Source organism: Sporosarcina sp. YIM B06819 (genome assembly GCF_033485175.1).
In the GTDB taxonomy this organism is placed as follows: domain Bacteria; phylum Bacillota; class Bacilli; order Bacillales_A; family Planococcaceae; genus Sporosarcina.
The window spans coordinates 14,573-32,850 of sequence record NZ_JAWLIQ010000006.1 but is presented as its reverse complement, the minus strand read 5'-3'; the positions used below and the strand labels follow the sequence as shown (position 1 = coordinate 32,850).

Annotated in this window: 22 protein-coding genes and 3 pseudogenes; 23 read left to right on the top strand and 2 right to left on the bottom strand. The window is 42.8% G+C overall.

Going from position 1 to position 18,278, the window contains the following annotated elements; genetic code table 11:
• Nucleotides 1-13: 13 nt before the first annotated feature.
• Entirely contained in the window at nucleotides 14-343 is a 330-nt protein-coding gene (locus R2B72_RS04115) for a rhodanese-like domain-containing protein (protein WP_412177795.1), read from the bottom strand.
• A gap of 149 nt (nucleotides 344-492) precedes the next feature.
• On the opposite strand from R2B72_RS04115, the gene R2B72_RS04110 reads away from it, so the two are divergent.
• The 5 genes and pseudogenes from R2B72_RS04110 to R2B72_RS04090 all read left to right on the top strand — a co-directional run.
• A complete protein-coding gene (locus R2B72_RS04110; RefSeq protein WP_318614999.1) occupies nucleotides 493-1,329 on the top strand; it encodes a biotin/lipoate A/B protein ligase family protein in 837 nt (278 codons plus the stop codon).
• A gap of 181 nt (nucleotides 1,330-1,510) precedes the next feature.
• Nucleotides 1,511-2,305: pseudogene (locus R2B72_RS04105) on the top strand (ribonucleotide reductase N-terminal alpha domain-containing protein); the annotation flags it as partial.
• Between the two features lie 324 nt (nucleotides 2,306-2,629).
• Nucleotides 2,630-3,274, top strand: a pseudogene (locus R2B72_RS04100) (ribonucleotide-diphosphate reductase subunit alpha); the annotation flags it as partial.
• Nucleotides 3,275-3,367: 93 nt separating this feature from the next.
• Nucleotides 3,368-3,856: an HNH endonuclease gene (locus R2B72_RS04095; protein WP_318614998.1), complete on the top strand. Its 489-nt coding sequence runs from the start codon at nucleotides 3,368-3,370 to the stop codon at nucleotides 3,854-3,856.
• Nucleotides 3,857-4,070: 214 nt separating this feature from the next.
• Nucleotides 4,071-5,189 (top strand): annotated as a pseudogene (locus R2B72_RS04090) (ribonucleotide-diphosphate reductase subunit alpha); the annotation flags it as partial.
• Between the two features lie 46 nt (nucleotides 5,190-5,235).
• Here the strand turns inward: R2B72_RS04090 and R2B72_RS04085 are convergent.
• The gene (locus R2B72_RS04085) at nucleotides 5,236-6,216 is read right to left on the bottom strand and encodes a DUF1385 domain-containing protein (protein WP_318615263.1); all 981 of its coding nucleotides are present in this window, start codon (nucleotides 6,214-6,216) and stop codon (nucleotides 5,236-5,238) included.
• 131 nt (nucleotides 6,217-6,347) lie between these two features.
• Here R2B72_RS04085 and R2B72_RS04080 point away from each other — a divergent pair, with 131 nt between their 5' ends.
• From R2B72_RS04080 to R2B72_RS03995, 18 genes are all read left to right on the top strand, one after another.
• Nucleotides 6,348-6,776 (top strand): hypothetical protein, encoded by a 429-nt coding sequence (locus R2B72_RS04080; protein ID WP_318614997.1) that lies wholly within the window; start codon nucleotides 6,348-6,350, stop codon nucleotides 6,774-6,776.
• A gap of 60 nt (nucleotides 6,777-6,836) precedes the next feature.
• Nucleotides 6,837-7,277, top strand: a complete 441-nt coding sequence (gene aroQ / locus R2B72_RS04075) for a type II 3-dehydroquinate dehydratase (protein WP_318614995.1) — start codon at nucleotides 6,837-6,839, stop codon at nucleotides 7,275-7,277.
• 1 nt (nucleotide 7,278) lies between these two features.
• Nucleotides 7,279-8,340 carry a Xaa-Pro peptidase family protein gene (locus R2B72_RS04070; protein ID WP_318614993.1) on the top strand — a complete coding sequence of 354 codons (1,062 nt, stop codon included), beginning with the start codon at nucleotides 7,279-7,281 and terminating at the stop codon, nucleotides 8,338-8,340.
• Between the two features lie 179 nt (nucleotides 8,341-8,519).
• On the top strand, nucleotides 8,520-9,077 hold the full coding sequence (efp, locus tag R2B72_RS04065; protein ID WP_318614992.1) for an elongation factor P: 558 nt from the start codon (nucleotides 8,520-8,522) through the stop codon (nucleotides 9,075-9,077).
• Between the two features lie 110 nt (nucleotides 9,078-9,187).
• Nucleotides 9,188-9,397 (top strand): hypothetical protein, encoded by a 210-nt coding sequence (locus R2B72_RS04060; protein ID WP_203246941.1) that lies wholly within the window; start codon nucleotides 9,188-9,190, stop codon nucleotides 9,395-9,397.
• The gene (locus tag R2B72_RS04055) at nucleotides 9,376-9,774 is read left to right on the top strand and encodes a SpoIIIAC/SpoIIIAD family protein (protein WP_318614991.1); all 399 of its coding nucleotides are present in this window, start codon (nucleotides 9,376-9,378) and stop codon (nucleotides 9,772-9,774) included. The genes R2B72_RS04060 and R2B72_RS04055 overlap by 22 nt, the downstream gene beginning before the upstream one ends.
• Nucleotides 9,775-9,789: 15 nt before the next feature.
• Nucleotides 9,790-10,689 carry a stage III sporulation protein AE gene (locus tag R2B72_RS04050; protein ID WP_318614989.1) on the top strand — a complete coding sequence of 300 codons (900 nt, stop codon included), beginning with the start codon at nucleotides 9,790-9,792 and terminating at the stop codon, nucleotides 10,687-10,689.
• Nucleotides 10,686-10,865 carry a hypothetical protein gene (locus tag R2B72_RS04045; protein WP_318614988.1) on the top strand — a complete coding sequence of 60 codons (180 nt, stop codon included), beginning with the start codon at nucleotides 10,686-10,688 and terminating at the stop codon, nucleotides 10,863-10,865. The genes R2B72_RS04050 and R2B72_RS04045 overlap by 4 nt, the downstream gene beginning before the upstream one ends.
• A gap of 66 nt (nucleotides 10,866-10,931) precedes the next feature.
• The gene (locus tag R2B72_RS04040; protein WP_318614987.1) at nucleotides 10,932-11,357 is read left to right on the top strand and encodes a hypothetical protein; all 426 of its coding nucleotides are present in this window, start codon (nucleotides 10,932-10,934) and stop codon (nucleotides 11,355-11,357) included.
• On the top strand, nucleotides 11,344-11,895 hold the full coding sequence (locus tag R2B72_RS04035) for a SpoIIIAH-like family protein (RefSeq protein ID WP_318614986.1): 552 nt from the start codon (nucleotides 11,344-11,346) through the stop codon (nucleotides 11,893-11,895). Before R2B72_RS04040 ends, R2B72_RS04035 begins: the two co-directional genes overlap by 14 nt.
• Nucleotides 11,896-12,044: 149 nt before the next feature.
• A complete protein-coding gene (gene accB, locus R2B72_RS04030) occupies nucleotides 12,045-12,539 on the top strand; it encodes an acetyl-CoA carboxylase biotin carboxyl carrier protein (RefSeq protein ID WP_318614985.1) in 495 nt (164 codons plus the stop codon).
• 13 nt (nucleotides 12,540-12,552) lie between these two features.
• Nucleotides 12,553-13,899, top strand: coding sequence for an acetyl-CoA carboxylase biotin carboxylase subunit (accC, locus tag R2B72_RS04025; protein WP_318614984.1), 1,347 nt, complete (start codon nucleotides 12,553-12,555; stop codon nucleotides 13,897-13,899).
• A gap of 17 nt (nucleotides 13,900-13,916) precedes the next feature.
• Complete coding sequence (locus tag R2B72_RS04020; protein ID WP_318614983.1) at nucleotides 13,917-14,318, top strand: Asp23/Gls24 family envelope stress response protein; 402 nt, start codon at nucleotides 13,917-13,919, stop codon at nucleotides 14,316-14,318.
• A 113-nt stretch (nucleotides 14,319-14,431) separates the two neighbouring features.
• A complete protein-coding gene (nusB, locus tag R2B72_RS04015; RefSeq protein WP_318614982.1) occupies nucleotides 14,432-14,812 on the top strand; it encodes a transcription antitermination factor NusB in 381 nt (126 codons plus the stop codon).
• Nucleotides 14,813-14,836: 24 nt separating this feature from the next.
• Nucleotides 14,837-15,697, top strand: a complete 861-nt coding sequence (gene folD, locus R2B72_RS04010; RefSeq protein WP_318614981.1) for a bifunctional methylenetetrahydrofolate dehydrogenase/methenyltetrahydrofolate cyclohydrolase FolD — start codon at nucleotides 14,837-14,839, stop codon at nucleotides 15,695-15,697.
• Nucleotides 15,698-15,769: 72 nt separating this feature from the next.
• Nucleotides 15,770-17,125: an exodeoxyribonuclease VII large subunit gene (gene xseA / locus R2B72_RS04005; protein ID WP_318614980.1), complete on the top strand. Its 1,356-nt coding sequence runs from the start codon at nucleotides 15,770-15,772 to the stop codon at nucleotides 17,123-17,125.
• Entirely contained in the window at nucleotides 17,126-17,368 is a 243-nt protein-coding gene (xseB, locus tag R2B72_RS04000) for an exodeoxyribonuclease VII small subunit (protein WP_318614979.1), read from the top strand. It begins immediately after the preceding gene.
• A complete protein-coding gene (locus tag R2B72_RS03995; protein WP_318614978.1) occupies nucleotides 17,361-18,245 on the top strand; it encodes a farnesyl diphosphate synthase in 885 nt (294 codons plus the stop codon). The genes xseB and R2B72_RS03995 overlap by 8 nt, the downstream gene beginning before the upstream one ends.
• Nucleotides 18,246-18,278: the final 33 nt, after the last annotated feature.

Below are 18,278 nucleotides of genomic sequence, written 5' to 3'. Positions count from 1 at the left end.
CCTCTCCTTATTGTTATTTGCTTTTTACTTTACCCGTCCAAAGACGGAAGCCGCCTTGGAGATGGAATAACTGTCCGTAACCTTTTTTCTTTAAAAATAATGCTGCACGTGCGCTTTTTCCGCCATTTTGGTCGTACAAATACACAGGCTTGTCCGGACGAATTTCTTTAAAACGTTGACGGAACTGTGAGTATGGAATATTACGAGCACCCAAAATATGGCCTGCATCAAAATCTTTCGTCTCACGTACATCAATGAGCTGCGCTTTTCGATAACCCTCGATAAACTGATCTTGTGTTAAATTTGTAACGGCTTTACGAAGACGTAGCATCATGATGACCATGTATCCAATCAAAAGAACTGCAGCGACTCCTAAAATAATCAAATTCACAACAACTTACCCCTTTCTCTCTACCTTTCTATTATAAAGATTTGGTGGCACTAGTTCAATGGGAATGATAAAATGAAATTCGTTGTGAAGGGGGAATTCAGATGGAAAAAACGATTTGGCACTTCATTAATTCGGGGAAATGTAGCGCTTCGTTCAATATGGCACTCGATGAGGCATTGTTGGAATGGCATAGTAAAGGGGAAATTGGCCCAGTGCTGCGATTTTATGAATGGCAGCCTGCAACATTATCGATTGGTTATTTCCAAAATGTCGCTAGAGAAATTAATATGGATGCAGTGAACAAACATGGTCTCGGTTTTGTTAGACGTCCGACCGGTGGACGAGGTGTTCTGCACGAGCATGAACTTACATACAGCGTTATTGTATCCGAAAGCTATCCAGAGATGCCCGAAACGGTGACGGAAGCTTACCGAGTGATTTCAGGTGGACTGCTTGAAGGGTTCCGCAATTTAGGGCTAGATGCAGAGTTTTCGGTTCCGAAAACTACTAAGCAAACGAATGACTTGAAAAAGCCGAAAAGTGCTGTGTGCTTTGATGCGCCGAGCTGGTATGAACTGGTTGTTGAAGGAAAGAAAGTTGCGGGTAGCGCGCAGACGAGGCAAAAAGGTGTCATTTTACAGCACGGTGCCATACTTTTAAGTCTTGACGAAGATAAGCTTGTTTCATTATTCAACTTCGCATCGGAAGAGCAGCGTGAACGGATGCGTGCTAGTCTGCCGGAAAAAGCGATTGCAATCGATCGTCTTATGGATCGAACTGTGACAGTGGAAGAGTGTGTTGAGGCGTTTGCCAAAGGATTTGAAGATGCACTAGATATGCAACTAGAGCCGTTGGTATTAACTGCTGAGCAGCTTGAATTTGTAAGGGAAATTGAACAAAAAAAATATGCCAATCATGACTGGACGTTTAGAAAGTAACGTCTATAACTTTGGGGCTATCTTTTGTAATATAGCCAATTGAAATGGCGTGAATAAAGAGATTGACGAAAAATGTAAAAACAGCAAGATTGAAGATTTATTCAATATGTAGTAGATTAAAATGAAGAATCAATACAACATGTTGTATTGATTGGAGAAATATAAAAAGGAGGATGCTTGAATGGTCATCGTTTCAAAGCATCAAGAACCAATGTTAGACAAGGTGCAGCTGAATGCAGATATCGCGAAATTCCCGCAAGTGCATCCCATTACAGAAGATATGAAAATCGAACATAGCGGAGTATCTAGACTCGTTATGATCGACAGATACTCGTTTAAGGATACGGAAAAGAAAACACTTCAAGCTGGTGATTTTGTCGTTTTGACAGTAAAGGAAGATCCAAAGTTCCCTGCGCGTGGACTTGGATTTATCACGGCGATTGATGTTCAGAATGGCAAAGCCGATATTTGGATTGAAAAAGAATTCCGTTCGGCGATTGATAATCCGGAAGAACAAGAAAAGGGAATTATCACACGTCCAATCGACGTGATTGAGAAGCCGCTTGAAGTATTCTATGAGCAAATTGCGAAGCGTAATGCGACGGGGCTAGCATCTGTTGAAACTACGGAAGACAAGCGTCAGGAATCGTTTGGGCGTTTCTATGATCAGCTGTCCCAGTTGAACTTCATCCCAGCAGGACGTGTGCTGTATGGGGCTGGATCGGATACGGAAGTAACGTTCTTCAACTGTTATGTGATGCCGTTTGTAGCGGATTCCCGCGAAGGTATTTCAGATCATCGTAAACAAGTGATGGAGATTATGAGCCGAGGCGGCGGTGTTGGGACAAACGGTTCCACATTACGACCGCGCAACACATTAGCACGCGGCGTGAACGGCAAATCGTCGGGGTCAGTGTCATGGCTGGACGATATTGCGAAATTGACACATCTTGTGGAGCAAGGTGGATCAAGACGTGGTAAATCAGATTTGTGTGCCTCGTCTATAAATAAACCTCGTGAATTGCTGGAAACTCTTTAATGGCTTGTCAGCTACAACGTAACTGGAAACGGTAAGCGTGAATGCTTGAAAATGACAAGTGGATAAAGACAATCAGCAGCCAAGCTCCTGTGAAATGGAGAAGGTTCAACGGCCATCGAAAGCACGCTGAGTTAGCGGAAGCGAGTAGAGTAGGGGTTAAGCAACCCCGAAGCGCGAGGATACTCCTAGTGAGTATAAGATATGGTCTGAACGTCTAAGGTGACTTAGAGAGTTGATGTAGCGAATCAACGTAACAAATCGGCACAAATGATTATGTTGGCGGACTGGCACCCTGACATTTACGAATTTATCATCTCGAAAATGCAGAATCCCCGGATTCTTCGTTACCTTCTGGAACATACAGAAGACGAGCTGATAAAAAAACTTGCTAGTGAAAAACTGAAATTTAAACCGCTAACTGCTCAAGAAGAAGCGATGTATCAAGGCATTTTAAACTATCGGACAATCCCGGGTATGGGTGGCTTCAACGAGGCGATCATGCACGATGCTGAATCGAAATTACGCGATGGTGGGACATATTCCGTGCACAATATGGAATTCCTCACTGGCGCTAATATTTCTGTCACATTGACGGATGACTTCATGAAGGCTGTTGAACAGGATGCAGATTACGAGCTCAGGTTCCCAGCAGTTGAGAAATATTCACAAGAAGAAATGGTCACGTACAATGAAGAGTGGCATAAGGTTGGGGATGTTCGCGAATGGGAGCGTCAAGGATTCGCTGTACGCGTCTACCGGACTATCAAAGCACGCGCACTCTGGGATCTGATTAATATTTGTGCAACGTATTCCGCGGAGCCAGGTATTTTCTTCATCGACAATGCTAACAACGAAACAAATGCAAAAGCATACGGCCAGCAAGTCGTAGCAACAAACCCGTGTGGTGGACTTCGCCTCACGTTAAAAATTGCGGGATGAAGCGGGGAAGCTGAGAAATAGTATGATTAATTTAATGAAATCTTAATTTACGAGGCGCTTATGAAAACAAAAATATGTAAGAATTGTGGACTTTCTAAATCTGTTAATGAATTTGAAAAAAGGAAAGATAGCAGAGATGGTTATAGACAACAATGTAATACATGTAAAAAAATCCGTTCAACTTTTGCTAAAGCAAAGTGGGCTAAAGATGATCATATCTCCTTTTGGAGAGTTAGATCGTATAGTTTCAACAATGCAAAGGCGAGAAGAACAGGAATTGCAGCAAAAGTAATTCTTAATTCTAAACCGATTAATGGAATGGAGCTAAAATTACTTTACGATACAGATCCTTGTTGCTATTACTGTAGGGTATCTCTTGATAGAGAGAATATTGTTTTCGATCATAAGCAGCCACTGTCTAGAGAAGGAAAACATGAAATTAACAATATTGCTATTTCCTGTGAAGATTGTAATAATCTGAAGGGAATTAGAAATGAAACAGAATTTCATAACTTCCTTCTTGATTACGTAGGTCGATTTTTTAATTAATTATACTTGCCAATCCGAACCGAAGGCTAAAGGTAAAGCTTTAGTCAGGGGCAACGCATACCTGGTGATCCTGTTTTCGTTAGTTAGAAAACAGACTATAATCCAGGCACGAGACCGCAACACTGTACAACACAGTGAAAATGTATGCTGAACTTACAGAAAAACGAACTGTAAGAACTAGGGGATAAAAAGCCTTTAGGATAACAATTCATTGGAACAACCATTAGCACCCTATTCGGTTTGTAACCTTGCTGCTGTAAACCTTGCTGAATTTGCAGATAAAGAAACAAAAACGGTGAACTATGAAAAATTGAAGGAAACCGTACGGGTTGGTGTGCGCATGCAGGACAATGTTATCGATGCTACACCTTATTTCCTTGAAGATAATAAAGTACAAGCCCTCGGCGAACGTCGTGTTGGACTTGGTGTGATGGGTCTTGCTGACTTATTGATTTATTGTGAAAAAGAATACGGTTCAGTAGAGGGCAATGAACTCGTTGATCATGTATTTGAGACAATTGCCACAACGGCTTACCGTGAATCTGTCGAGCTTGCGAAAGAAAAAGGAAGTTTCCCGTTCCTTATCGGCAAAACAGACGAAGAAACGACAGCTTTGCGCAATGCATTTATTAATACAGGCTTTATGAAAAAAATGCCGGAAGATATCCGTCAATCGATTTTGGAATATGGAATTCGAAACTCTCATCTCCTAACTGTTGCGCCAACGGGATCCACTGGAACCATGGTTGGCGTCAGTACCGGCTTAGAACCTTATTTCTCTTTCACCTATTACCGCAGTGGACGCCTTGGGAAATTCATCGAGGTCAAAGCGGGCATCGTAGAGGAATATTTACAGCGAAATCCTGAAGCAGATCCGGACAACTTGCCGGAATGGTTTATTTCATCCATGAGCCTTGCACCTGAAGCTCATGCGGATGTTCAGTGTATCATTCAACGCTGGATTGACAGTTCGATTTCCAAGACGGTTAACGCACCACGTGGCTATACGGTCGAGCAGGTCGAAAGCGTCTATGAGCGTCTGTATAAAGGCGGAGCGAAGGGTGGTACTGTCTACGTAGATGGTAGTCGTGATTCGCAGGTGTTAACGCTGAAAGCTGAAGAAAACAACATGGAAACAAATTATGTAGAAGAAGTGATCGAACAGCCGAAAGTTGTGCTGGTCAACACAATTCAAGACTTGCGGTCAACCAACGTCACAATTGGCTCCGAAGTTGGCGATACATGTCCAGTTTGTCGTCAAGGAACCGTCGAAGAAATGGGCGGCTGTAACACTTGTACAAACTGTAATGCACAATTGAAATGCGGTTTATAAGTAATCAAAAAAACGGAAGGCACCTTAATGGGCGCCTTCCGTTTTATTAATTTACAGCAACCGTTTCAGCAGTGGAGTTTGTATCTGCCTTCGCAGTAACTTCCAATACTTCAACGCCATGCTCCTCAATTTCCAATAATTTTTCAAATGAGGCGATAGCCACTTCAACTTGTTTGTCATCGGGTTCTTTTGTCGTTAATAATTGTAGCCATAATCCTGGGTAGCCTAAATATTTCAACACAGGAATCGTACGCATCGCATTGGTTAGCTGCAATACTTCAAAGGAAATGCCAAGCACGACTGGAATCAGAAGAATCCGGTTGACAACACGTAACCAAAGTGGATCAGTCGGAACAAGGAAATAGATAAACATGCCTACGATCACTGTAAACAGTATGAAACTACTACCACAGCGAAAATGTAACCTAGATTGTGCTTGCACATTGGCAACTGTCAGCGGTAAATTATTCTCAAAGGCATTGATAACCTTATGTTCTGCTCCGTGGTATTGAAAGACTCTTTTAATGAGCGGAGTCAACGAAATTAGTGAAATATACGTCAATAATAAAATAAGTTTGAATAGACTTTCCAATAAGATTTGTGCAGGTTTCCCAGGTGCGATAAACTGCAACGCTTGCGCTAAGAAGACGGGAATGAGTGTGAAGACAAATTTTCCGAACAAAAACGACAACACGCCGACCGCGGCCACACCAAGCACCATAGCTATTTTAGACGTTTCTTCAGGCTGTTCTACTTCTTCCCCTGGCATAACATCATAACGCTCATGCGAAAATGTCAAATGACGAGAGCCAATCCCTGCCGATTCAATCAAGGCAACAATTCCTCGTACGAACGGAATTTTCTTTAATTTCATGCGCATCGTATTCTTTTCTTTCGGTAGATGATAATAATCGATTGAATCATCTTTGCGCCTGATGGCCGTCACGGTATGATCTTTACTGGCGAACATAACCCCTTCGACAAGCGCTTGACCTCCGTAAGTAGGAGCTTGTTGTTCTTTTCCCATCGTCATTCCCACACTTTCTTTCGTATCAACTGCAATCTATTTGTCCATTGTACTAAAAAACGGCCAGACACTCCACAATAGATGTTTAAAAAATAGAGAACCATCCGACACTTTGGGGAGGAGGGATTTCTATGATCAATAAAACTTTACTTTGGACTGCATTTTTTAGTGCTTTATTCACTGCATTGTCGCTTAAATTTTTGCATCTTTTCAATTTTATTAGCTGGTCGCCTGTTGGGTGGGTAAAAAAAGGGTCGTTGTTTGGATCGCCTCATATTGTCATCCAATGGGCGCTCTTTTTTATTATATTGACAGTCGTCTTCGCAATTATCTATTTTGCTGTGTCATTTACATCGTCTATTCCGCCATCCGTCACGTCACTGATCATTGCGATTATTGCTGTTTTTGCAATTGAATGGACAATCGGTTCACCTAAAACGCCATTCGATGCGATTAAGTCTGTGTCTATTCCATTTCTCGCAATCATCGCTATGGTTCTACGATTTATCACAGGAACGGCAGTTTTTATGAAGAAATTTTTAGCGGAAAGTGTGAAATGAGTTGCTAGACAACGACGATATGATAAAATGGGAAAGAAACGGTGAGGGGAATGGTGCTGGGTGAAAGTACTGATTCTGAATGGCCCTAATTTAAACAGGCTTGGAAAAAGAGAACCGGGTATTTATGGTGCAGAAACGTTGGAGGATATCGAGCGTAAACTGGACGTCTTTGCAGCACAACAGGGAGTGGAGCTAGCATTCTTCCAATCCAATGTGGAAGGTGCTTTAATCGACAAAATTCATGAAGCAGAAGATAGTGGCCTAGACGGGATTGTCTTCAACCCGGGTGCATTTACGCATTATAGTATTGCATTGCGTGATGCAGTTGCATCAATCCAAGTCCCTGTTATCGAAATTCATATTTCGAACATACATAGCCGAGAACCGTTCAGACAGACGTCAGTCATTGCGCCGGTCTGCGTTGGTCAGTTGTCTGGATTCGGCACAGATGGATACACACTTGCCATCCAAGCCTTACTCCTCCGTGGAAAAGGGGTATAAAATGATGAAACTAACAAATTTGCGTAAGTTGCTACAAGAGCAAGAAATCGATGCATTACTTGTTACAAATCCGTTCAATCGACGATATATGACAGGGTTTACTGGGTCAGCTGGACTGGCGTTAATCTCGTCTGACGATGCTGTTTTCATCACAGATTTCCGGTATACGGAACAAGCGGAAAAGGAAATTGAGGGCTTCCGTATTGTTCAACATACGACAACAATCATTGAAGAAGTTGCTACGCAAGCTGAACAAATGGGCCTTCAAACAATTGGTTTTGAAAAAGATGATTTGACATTTGGCCTATACGAGTTATACAATGCACAAGTTAAAGCTACATTAAAACCAGTTTCGGGTCTTATCGAGAAACTGCGTATGGTGAAAACGGAAGATGAGCTGGTGATTTTGCGCAAGGCTGCTCAAATCGCTGACAATGCATTCGCGCATATTTGCACATTCATTAAACCAGGCGTGACGGAACTCGAGGTATCTAATGAGTTAGAGTCCGCGATGCGTAAACAAGGGGCAACATCGTCATCGTTCTCGATTATCGTGGCATCTGGTCTACGCGGTGCGCTCCCGCATGGTGTAGCAACGGACAAAGTGATTGAATCGGGTGAACTTGTGACACTGGACTTTGGCGCATTGTATGAAGGCTATATTTCAGACATTACGCGTACAGTTGCTGTTGGGGAACCTTCAGACAAACTAAAAGAAATTTACGCAGTAACCCTCGCAGCACAAGAGCTGGCAGTAGAAAAGATTAAACCAGGCATGACAGGAATCGAAGCAGATGCCATTGCGCGCGATTACATCTCATCCAAAGGGTATGGTGAAGCCTTCGGTCATTCAACAGGACACGGTATCGGTTTAGAGGTGCATGAAGGGCCTGGGCTGTCCTTCCGTTCTGACACTGTCCTTGTACCAAATATGGCTGTCACGGTCGAGCCAGGAATCTATCTTCCAGGTATCGGTGGCGTACGTATTGAGGATGATATAGTTATGACGGAAGACGGCAATGTGCGTCTAACGCATTCACCAAAAGAACTACTTATCTTATAACGTCAACCAATTTAAGTTCAAGGATGACCTTATAAGGGCAACTACGGCTCTGCCGTCGCAGGCCTACAGGAAGTAGGTCATGCAGCCATTGCGACAGGAAGTCGCGATTTTTGGCTGCCTTCCTTTCGGATTCGGCAATCACCTAGTTTTCTAATAACTTAGTAAATGGAGGAATCATTATGATTTCAGTAAACGACTTTAAAACAGGATTAACAATCGAAGTAGACGGCGACATTTGGCGCGTAATGGAATTCCAACACGTTAAACCAGGTAAAGGTGCAGCGTTTGTTCGTTCAAAACTGCGTAATTTACGTTCTGGTAACGTTAATGAAAAAACATTCCGTGCAGGAGAAAAAGTAGCAAAAGCACAAATCGATAACAAACGTATGCAATATTTATATGCAAACGGTGACGACCATGTCTTCATGGACAATGAGTCTTATGAGCAAATCGAATTGCCTGGAAATCAAATCGAAGATGAACTAAAATTCTTGAAAGAAAACATGGAAGTGCATGTGATTCAATACAAGGAAGAAGTTCTAGGTGTTGAATTACCTGTAACAGTTATACTTGAAGTGGCAGCAACAGAGCCAGGTATTAAAGGTGATACGTCAAGTGGCGGTTCGAAACCAGCTACACTTGAAACAGGACTCATTGTTCAAGTACCATTTTTCGTCAACGTTGGCGATAAATTGATCATCAACACGACAGAATCTGAATACGTTTCACGCGCTTAATCATTACAATCAACAACATCCTGCAACCCAATTGGGCCGCGGGATGTTTTTTTTTTTTTTCATACGATGACGTTGTCGCACATAGGATAGGGCAATGGGGGGAGCACCAGATGGAATTGAGTGATTTACTACGTGTGGCAGGTATTGGGCTAGTGATCGGTTTACTGCATGTTTTTTTCGAACAGACCGGTAAAAAGGAATTTTCCTATTTCCTATTTTTCATCGCTTATATTTATATCACTGCGGAAATGCTACGGTTTCTTAAAATTTTCTTCACGGAAATCATGGAATTTTTCCAATGGTTGTCGATGTCAGTCTGATGTTGATATTACTGCAAACAATTGTCGTCTTTCTTATTTTGCTTGTCATCTCATTTGCCGTTCCGAAATTGCAGCCGCTGTTGTATACATCCATTTTCTTCTTTTTTTTATTGTATGTATTGACTACAATCGTCTTTCCATTTAGTAAATCATTTGCAAACATTTTCGAAGCGTTACCGGATCCATTTGCCAAGCTATTGATTGGCAGCGCCATTTTGTATTATATTTCTGAGCTAATCACAGGACATATGGCAGAGGCTGGTTATAGTTCCCTAGCAACACTGGCGAATTTCGCCGTGAAAATTGCCATTCTTAGCTTGTGGATGAAGCAAATAACACAACTAATCGAAATACTATCAACACTCATTATAAAATGATCGGATGAGACATCTATGATCTCCTTTATTGAAACGATACTTGGGACTGTATTATCCAGTTTCGTCATCGTAATTATTGCAACTTTCATAGCATTGTTGGTTGATTTTTTATTCCCTTCATTTGCAAAGTGGACGAGGATGATGATGATTTTCATTGTCATTGCGGTCGTCTTGCAACCCGCATTCGAACATCTTGCTCTGATTCGTGATATCGCGCATACCATTTCATCGATGTTCATTGGGGTTTATCCGATTATGACTGCCAGTATGATTGCGGCAGGCGGGGCATTCAGCATGCTCAATTTTCAGCCGGCGATGCTGCTGTTTGCCAATGGTGCCATTGTACTTGCGGAAAGCGTCCTCATCCCTTTATTGACCGCGGCGCTTATTTTTGATCTTGTCACGAGGATACTGCCGGCAGTTCCATTTTCCAAAATGGCGGATCTCATTCGGACAACCCTCCTTAGTTCTGTTTCAGCCGTCGTTGCCGCTTACTCCATCTTTATCACTGTGGGGGGCACGATGTCCTGGGCGCTATCGGGAATTGCTAGTGAGCCCATTAAAGAGTTAATCCGTCAAAATGTCCCGCTGATTGGTTCGTTCATGACCGAAAGTGTAGGGACAATTGGCCGCTATTCGTCGGGAGTTAGCGTTTTTGCGGGTGGGTGGTTTATTACAGCCATTTGGACGGTTGCACTTGTTCCCTCCATAAAAACGTTACTGACGGCTTTCTTTTATAGATGGACGGCTGCGCTCATCGAACCGTTCGCCAATGAAGATATCACCGGGATTTTGGATGATATCGGCAAAACATTATTTGTGTTATGTGCTGTTTCATTTCTGATTGCTTTCGCATTCATCTATACAGCACTTTTTTCAGTCATCCTGATCAAACTGATTACGACGATGAAATGAGGATTGAAAATGGCATCTTTTTAACAGGCGTTTTGTTAATAACACTATTATCTTCAACCATTCTATTGTTAGTTCCAAAAGAAACCGAAGGAGATTTTCTACCGATTATTAAGCTTGCAATGGGTATTTGGCTAATTCGTTCAATCTTCGTATTTTTTGGTCATAGCCTGTTATGACATTGCATAAAATGAATCATTGATGACAGGTCCTATACCGGCTCAATGAACGGAAATGGTGATGTTATGCAAAAAACAACGAGGAAAATTCATCCGATCCTTCTCGGGACACTCGTTATCCTGGTCATCATTGTCATTACTTCTACTGGTGGAAGTATCGGGGGGGAGAAGGGAAAGAAGGAGGAGAGCCGGGAATTCGTAGAACTGGAACAAGCATTGATGAAAGTGAAAGGGATTGGAGAAGTAGTATTGTATCCCCACTATGAAATTGAGGAGCCTACCAATCCATTAGGTGATTACTTTTCATCATCTGCAGCAACAGCAAAAAAAGGCAATGGGCTGCAAGGTGTACTTGTCGTTGTAGAAGGTGCAGAAGACTTCAAGGTTCGTAACCAGCTTTCAAAAATCTTGTCGACTGTCCTTCAATTGCCCGAACATCGTATCGTTATCGAAGAAATGGAGAAAAGGGGGATTACAAATGAGAACGAATAAAAGAACAGTGTGGTTTTTAACTTTACTTAGCCTAGTTGCGGTTATCTCAATCTATACCTTCAAGGAAAAACCAATGACTTTAGATGGCATCACGCTTTTTACGAAAGATCCGAAGGACCTGTCGACGCTGACAGAGAAATTGACTGACACTGAAAAAACGACCCCTGTTTTTGCGGAAGCCTATCTATTTGAAGAAATGCGGATGGAGGTCCGCAATGAACGAAGTAAGCTGGCAAGTCAATTAACGACTAAAATTGGATCTTCAGACTATACAGCTGCTCAAAAGAGTGATGCGCTTGACGAGATGGCCCAGTTGACTAAACGTAATTCTGCTGAAGCACTCATGGAATTGGAAATTAAAGCACTTGGCTATCCGGAAGCATTTGTACATTCAGAAGGCGGCTCAGTGAAGGTGAATGTCTTGGCAACAGAAGGACAGTCAAAAACATTGGCGGCTGAAATTATCCAACATGTGAAAACGAGCTGGGCAGATGCTGGAGAAGTTCAAGTTGTCTTTATGGGTGGTACAGAAGAATGATAAAAGTAGACGTGAAGGCCCTATTTTAGGGTCTTTTTTCTGTTTTTATGATGATTTCAATAACAATTCATCATTATCTATTTCAATATGGAGTGAAAACGTCTAAAATAGAGAGGAACGTAATAATTATGTAGTCAGGGGAATCGACCATGTTAAAAATTCAAGAAATTCGTGAAATTATTAAATTAATCGATCAATCTTCAATTGAAAAATTTACTTTTGAATCAAACGGAGAGAAAATTAAATTAGAAAAAGGAAATGGACAATCCGTTGGGACCCCAGCTGTTGTATCAGCACCAATTGTTCAGCAGGAAGTAGCTGTCGCACAACCAGTAGCAGTAGAAACGGTTGCGGTACCTGTGCAACAAGCACCTGTGGCAATTTCACAAGTGGAAGATTCATCTTTACACAAAGTGACTTCTCCGATGGTTGGGACATTTTATGCATCTTCTTCACCGGACGAACCAGCTTACGTACAGAATGGCGATAAAGTAAAGCCTGAATCGATCGTCTGTATCGTCGAAGCGATGAAACTTTTCAATGAAATTGAAGCAGAAGTTTCTGGGGAAATCGTGGAGATTCTCGTAAAAGACGGACAACTCGTTGAATACGGACAACCTCTCTTCCTCGTAAAGTCAAATTGAGGAGGACTGCCAAATGAAAAAAGTATTAATTGCCAACCGCGGTGAAATCGCCGTTCGTATTATTCGGGCTTGTAAAGAACTGGGCATAAAAACGGTTGCGGTTTATTCGGAAGCTGATCGTGAGGCTCTTCACGTCGAATTAGCGGATGAAGCTTATTGCATCGGACCGAAATTATCGAAGGACAGCTATTTGAACTTTTCGAATATCATTAGCATTGCCAAATTGACGGGTTGCGAAGGAATTCATCCCGGGTACGGTTTTCTAGCAGAAAATGCAAGTTTTGCGGAGCTGTGTGAAGAAGTTAACATTGAATTTATCGGACCAACTGCTGATGCCATTTCACGTATGGGAACGAAGGATGTTGCCCGTGAAACGATGCGTCAAGCAGGAGTCCCAATAGTGCCTGGTTCGACGGGCATTGTTGCGGATGAACATGAAGCACTTCAAATTGCACAAGAAATCGGTTTTCCAGTCATCATCAAAGCAACAGCTGGTGGCGGAGGAAAAGGGATTCGTGTCGCAAGGGATGAAGAAGAACTAAAAAGTGGCATTAAAATCACTCAAAAGGAAGCCGAGGCAGCATTTGGCAATCCGGGTGTCTATCTTGAGAAATTCATTGAAGTATTCCGTCATGTTGAAGTGCAAGTATTGGCTGATAAATTTGGGAATACGATTCATCTTGGAGAACGTGACTGCTCCATCCAACGCAGAATGCAGAAGCTCTTAGAAGAAGCGCCTTCACCGGCTTTGACGCCCGAACTGCGCCAAGCAATGGGAGAAGCAGCTGTGAAAGCAGCCGAGGCAGTGCAGTATCGCGGTGCTGGAACAGTTGAATTTATTTTTGATCATATCAATCAAAAGTTTTACTTCATGGAAATGAATACACGTATCCAAGTCGAGCATACGCTCACTGAAATGATTACGGGGATTGATTTAGTCCAACAGCAATTGAAAATTGCGTCGGGTGAAACACTTATCCATCGCCAAGAAGATATTACCCTTAATGGCTGGGCAATTGAATGTCGCATCAATGCTGAAAATCCTGCGAAAAACTTTATGCCATCGCCGGGGAAAGTAACGATGTACATTCCGCCAGGTGGATTTGGTGTGCGGGTCGACTCCGCTATGTATACAGGGTATTCCATTCCTCCGTTTTATGACTCAATGGTTGCTAAACTAATTGTGCATGCGGATACAAGGGAAGAAGCCGTCGCGAGGATGAAACGTGCATTGGATGAATTCATCATTGAAGGTGTCGATACGACAATCCCTTTCCATTCAAGATTAATGGATGATGCAGTCTTTAAGTCTGGGGATTTTGATACGAAGTTTTTGGAGAAATATTCAATTATGGACTAACAGGGAGGAGAACCGGAATGCCTGAAAAGACAATTCCATCATTCGTTGGCATGGCCCCATCGGGAGATGTCGAGCTTGGACGCGTCCAGCTTGCTCCAGAAGTTCTTGAAGTCATTATTGGCATCGCAACAACAGAAGTAAAAGGCGTGGCAAACACGAGAGGAAACTTTGCCACAGGTGTTGCTGAGAAATTCGGTAAAGTGGTGCACGGCAAAGGTGTCAAAACAGAGTGGTCCGAAGAAGGCTTAACGGTTGATGTTTTTTGTGTCGTCGATTATGGCTATTCGGTACCAACTGTCGCAACAGAAATTCAAAAGCAGATTCGCCATGCGGTTTTCCATATGACTTCACTTGAAACAAAAGAAGTAAATGTCCATATAACGGGAATCCAGTTCGAAGTGGGAACGGAAACGGTATGATCTGAAAGCATCGTCCTAATCGGATGATGCTTTTCAGCTTGTCTTGCTGTATACGGGCACCCTGTTTATGCTATGATAATGCCTTAGAGATACAGTAGTGGAGGAGAACAGTTATGAAACGACGAGAAGCAAGGGAAAAAGCGGTCCAAACGCTATTTCAACTTGATAATACAGAACTAACAATTGAAGAGGCCATCACATATATTGTCGATGAGCCAGCCAACGCATTTTATGAGCAACTTGTGCGTGGTACTATGCAACACCAGGAAAAAATTGATGAGACTTTAGTAGGGAAATTAGAACACTGGTCATTGGATCGTCTACCTAAAATTGAACGAACCGTTTTACGACTTGCCGTCTATGAACTATTGTTCAATGAAGAAGTGCCGCACCGAGTAGTGTTGAATGAAGCCATCGAACTTTGTAAAACGTTTGGCGATGAAAAATCGGGTCGTTTTGTCAATGGTGTGCTGTCGAAATTTGAAGAAAAATAATCGAAGCCGTTTGGAGGAGTTAAGATGACTGGGTCATTAATTGATGGAGTAGCAATCGGAAAAGAAATTAGAGAAGAAATTAAAGAAGGAGTAACTGCGCTAAAAGAAAAAGGATGCCAACCTGGTCTTGCGGTAATTCTTGTGGGTGACAACCAGGCCTCCCGTACATATGTAAAAAATAAACAGAAATCCACTTTGGAAGTTGGTATGAAGTCCGAACTGATTGAACTACCGGCGACTGTAACGGAAGAGGAGTTGCTGGCATGTGTCGCAAAATTGAACAATGACGAATCCATTAACGGTATCCTTGTTCAGCTACCTTTACCGAATCATATTGACGAAAATCTAGTCATTCGTGCAATTGCCCCTGCAAAAGACGTGGACGGATTCCATCCGGAAAACGTTGGTAAGATGATCATTGGGCAGCAAACATTTTTGTCTTGCACACCTTATGGCATTATCGAGTTACTTGAACGGACAGGCACTGAAATGAGCGGTAAGCATGCGGTTATCGTTGGGCGAAGCAATATTGTCGGCAAGCCAATGGGACAATTATTGTTGCAGCGTGACGCTACTGTGACTTATTGTCACTCCAAAACAAAAGACTTAGCTACATTCACCAAACAAGCGGATATTCTCATTGTTGCGATTGGCAGAGCTAAGTTCATCACAGGTGAACATGTGAAAGCAGGTGCCGTTGTCATTGATGTCGGTATGAACCGCGATGAAAATGGTAAGCTGTGTGGAGATGTTGATTTTGCAACAGCTAAAGAAGTTGCGTCTGCGATTACTCCTGTACCAGGCGGAGTAGGTCCAATGACAATTACGATGTTGTTGAAAAATACATTGCAAAGTGCAGAGCAAGCTTGCTCACAATCACTATAAAATACCGAATGGACGCTGTTTTTCATCAGAAAGACAGCGTTTCTATACGTCGGAAATCGGGAGGTAGGACTGTTGACCGGTAACCCCTACTTATCTGTACAAGCCTTATCCAAATATATTAAACGAAAATTCGATGCAGATCCGCATTTGCGCAATGTTTTTGTCAAAGGGGAGCTATCGAACGTTAAAAGCCATCCAAGTGGCCATATTTATTTCACGTTAAAAGATGATAAAAGTCGAATCCAGTCAGCAATGTTCCGTTCAAGCGCAGCACAGTTGAAATTCAGGCCGGAAAACGGTATGAATGTGCTCATTACGGGCGATGTGACTGTCTATGAAACAACTGGCAACTACCAATTGTATGTCCAGTCGATGCAGCCAGATGGTATTGGTGAATTGTATTTGGCTTTTGAACAGCTGAAAGAAAGCCTTGATAAGGAAGGTTTGTTCGATGCACGTTGGAAAAGTTCACTTCCTGCATTCCCACAGAAAATCGGTGTCGTGACGGCGCAATCGGGTGCGGCGATTCAAGATATTTGTTCAACGATTGCAAGGCGCTATCCATTAGCTGAAATCATTTTATTCCCAGCGGTCGTGCAAGGCGCACAAGCCGCTCCTTCTATCGTTCAATCCATTGAACAGGCTGAAGCACATGGCTCCATCGATGTCCTGATTGTGGGACGTGGGGGTGGCTCCATCGAGGATTTATGGGCATTCAATGAAGAAATCGTTGCACGTGCCATCTTTTCCTGCCGAATCCCGATTATTAGTGCGGTTGGACATGAAACGGACACGACGATTGCTGATTTTGTCTCGGATCGAAGAGCACCGACTCCGACGGCAGCTGCCGAAATGGCGGTTCCCGCTCGCGACGAGTTGTTTGAAAGGTTACTAGATCGAAAACGTGCCTTATATAACGCTTTATCCAATCAAATGAAGCATGAACGGAAACGTTTGATGACTTTACAAACTTCTTATCCATTACAATTTCCTGAACGACTTTATCGTCCGTTTACAGAAAAATTGATAGGGTTGGAAGGTAGATTGCAACGGAGTAGTCAGGCGATTACGAGTCAAAGAGCCTCTGAGCTCCAGAGATTGAGTAGTATGCTATCCACCTTTGCCCCTGAGCAGCGCATTAAGGAAGAACAACGCAATGTGACGTTGTTGACAGAACGTCTAACAAGGGCTGTTCAGCATGATGTCCGCATACGAAGTGAACGCTTCCAAGCATCCATTCGTATGTTGCAAGCACTGAATCCGCTGAATGTGATGGAACGCGGCTATTCAATCGTTTATCAGGATGGGGTAGTTGCCAATTCTGTTACATCTATGGAAGTTGGGAAAAGCATTCACATTAAGTTGCAAGATGGAACAGCGGAAGCACTGGTCCAATCGATTACAACGAATGACAGGGAGGAAAAGTAAGTGGGAAAAGAGCCAATCCGCTTTGAAGAAGCGATGCTACAATTAGAAGATGTTGTCCAGAAATTGGAGTCAGGGGATGTCCCGCTTGAGGATGCTATCACTTTATATAAACAAGGGATGGAACTGACTGCCTACTGTCACGGGAAATTACAGGATGCTGAAAAACAGCTGATTTCTATTATTGATAAAGACGGCAATGCATCACCATTTGATCCGACAAAAGGGACAGATCAACATGCATAACAACTTGCAACGATTCATCTTAAATTATCAACCTGAAATTGAAGACCAATTGAATCATATGCTTGCCATCGCAAATGTATCCGAAACATTGAAATCTTCGATGGCTTATTCGGTCAATGCCGGTGGAAAACGCATCCGGCCACTACTCGTTCTTGCCACGCTTGAAGATTTGGGCGTCAAATCGGCCGATGCCTTAACAGTTGCTTGTGCTGTTGAATTAATCCATACGTATTCCTTGATCCATGACGACCTGCCTTGTATGGATAATGATGATTACAGGCGCGGTAAATTGACGAATCATAAAGTCTACGGGGAAGGAGTAGCTGTTCTGGCAGGTGATGCATTGCAGGCGCTGGCATTTGAGTCATTGACAACTCTTCAAGATACATCGGCCGAGGATGCACTCCAGTTGATCCGTATGTTAGCAGGAGCCGCGGGCGCTGGTGGAATGGTCGGCGGTCAAATGCTCGACATCGAAGGGGAGACGAAACAATTGTCCTTGATGGAATTGGAAACCGTCCATCTTAATAAAACAGGGGCTTTGCTATCCTTTTCTATCGAGGCAGGTGCTATATTAGCTGGTCTTCATCAGGAAAAAACAGCGCACTTAAAGACTTTTGCATGGAATATTGGCCTTGCTTTTCAAATTCAAGATGATATTCTCGATATTACGTCTACAACGGAAGCACTAGGGAAGACTGCTGGTAGTGATATTAGCAGTGATAAGTCGACGTATCCATCGTTGCTCGGTCTTGAAGGCGCAAGGGAACGTTTGGCAGAACATCATCGACTGGCTGAACAGGCGCTAGCTTTTCTCGAAAAAGACGAGCCACTTCTCGGATTATTCGCAGATTACATCGTCAATCGTCAATCATGAGGGAACGAAATTGTTGTATGGAACGTCCTTATT

Excerpts from the sequence above, each read along its gene's own strand:
- R2B72_RS04115 (WP_412177795.1), bottom strand. The coding sequence starts at position 343 with ATGGTCATCATGATGCTACGTCTTCGTAAAGCCGTTACAAATTTAACA.
- R2B72_RS04110 (WP_318614999.1), top strand. The coding sequence starts at position 493 with ATGGAAAAAACGATTTGGCACTTCATTAATTCGGGGAAATGTAGCGCT.
- R2B72_RS04095 (WP_318614998.1), top strand. The coding sequence starts at position 3,368 with ATGAAAACAAAAATATGTAAGAATTGTGGACTTTCTAAATCTGTTAAT.
- R2B72_RS04085 (WP_318615263.1), bottom strand. The coding sequence starts at position 6,216 with ATGGGAAAAGAACAACAAGCTCCTACTTACGGAGGTCAAGCGCTTGTC.
- R2B72_RS04080 (WP_318614997.1), top strand. The coding sequence starts at position 6,348 with ATGATCAATAAAACTTTACTTTGGACTGCATTTTTTAGTGCTTTATTC.
- R2B72_RS04070 (WP_318614993.1), top strand. The coding sequence starts at position 7,279 with ATGATGAAACTAACAAATTTGCGTAAGTTGCTACAAGAGCAAGAAATC.
- efp (WP_318614992.1), top strand. The coding sequence starts at position 8,520 with ATGATTTCAGTAAACGACTTTAAAACAGGATTAACAATCGAAGTAGAC.
- R2B72_RS04060 (WP_203246941.1), top strand. The coding sequence starts at position 9,188 with ATGGAATTGAGTGATTTACTACGTGTGGCAGGTATTGGGCTAGTGATC.
- R2B72_RS04055 (WP_318614991.1), top strand. The coding sequence starts at position 9,376 with ATGGTTGTCGATGTCAGTCTGATGTTGATATTACTGCAAACAATTGTC.
- R2B72_RS04050 (WP_318614989.1), top strand. The coding sequence starts at position 9,790 with ATGATCTCCTTTATTGAAACGATACTTGGGACTGTATTATCCAGTTTC.
- R2B72_RS04045 (WP_318614988.1), top strand. The coding sequence starts at position 10,686 with ATGAGGATTGAAAATGGCATCTTTTTAACAGGCGTTTTGTTAATAACA.
- R2B72_RS04040 (WP_318614987.1), top strand. The coding sequence starts at position 10,932 with ATGCAAAAAACAACGAGGAAAATTCATCCGATCCTTCTCGGGACACTC.
- R2B72_RS04035 (WP_318614986.1), top strand. The coding sequence starts at position 11,344 with ATGAGAACGAATAAAAGAACAGTGTGGTTTTTAACTTTACTTAGCCTA.
- accB (WP_318614985.1), top strand. The coding sequence starts at position 12,045 with ATGTTAAAAATTCAAGAAATTCGTGAAATTATTAAATTAATCGATCAA.
- accC (WP_318614984.1), top strand. The coding sequence starts at position 12,553 with ATGAAAAAAGTATTAATTGCCAACCGCGGTGAAATCGCCGTTCGTATT.
- R2B72_RS04020 (WP_318614983.1), top strand. The coding sequence starts at position 13,917 with ATGCCTGAAAAGACAATTCCATCATTCGTTGGCATGGCCCCATCGGGA.
- nusB (WP_318614982.1), top strand. The coding sequence starts at position 14,432 with ATGAAACGACGAGAAGCAAGGGAAAAAGCGGTCCAAACGCTATTTCAA.
- folD (WP_318614981.1), top strand. The coding sequence starts at position 14,837 with ATGACTGGGTCATTAATTGATGGAGTAGCAATCGGAAAAGAAATTAGA.
- R2B72_RS03995 (WP_318614978.1), top strand. The coding sequence starts at position 17,361 with ATGCATAACAACTTGCAACGATTCATCTTAAATTATCAACCTGAAATT.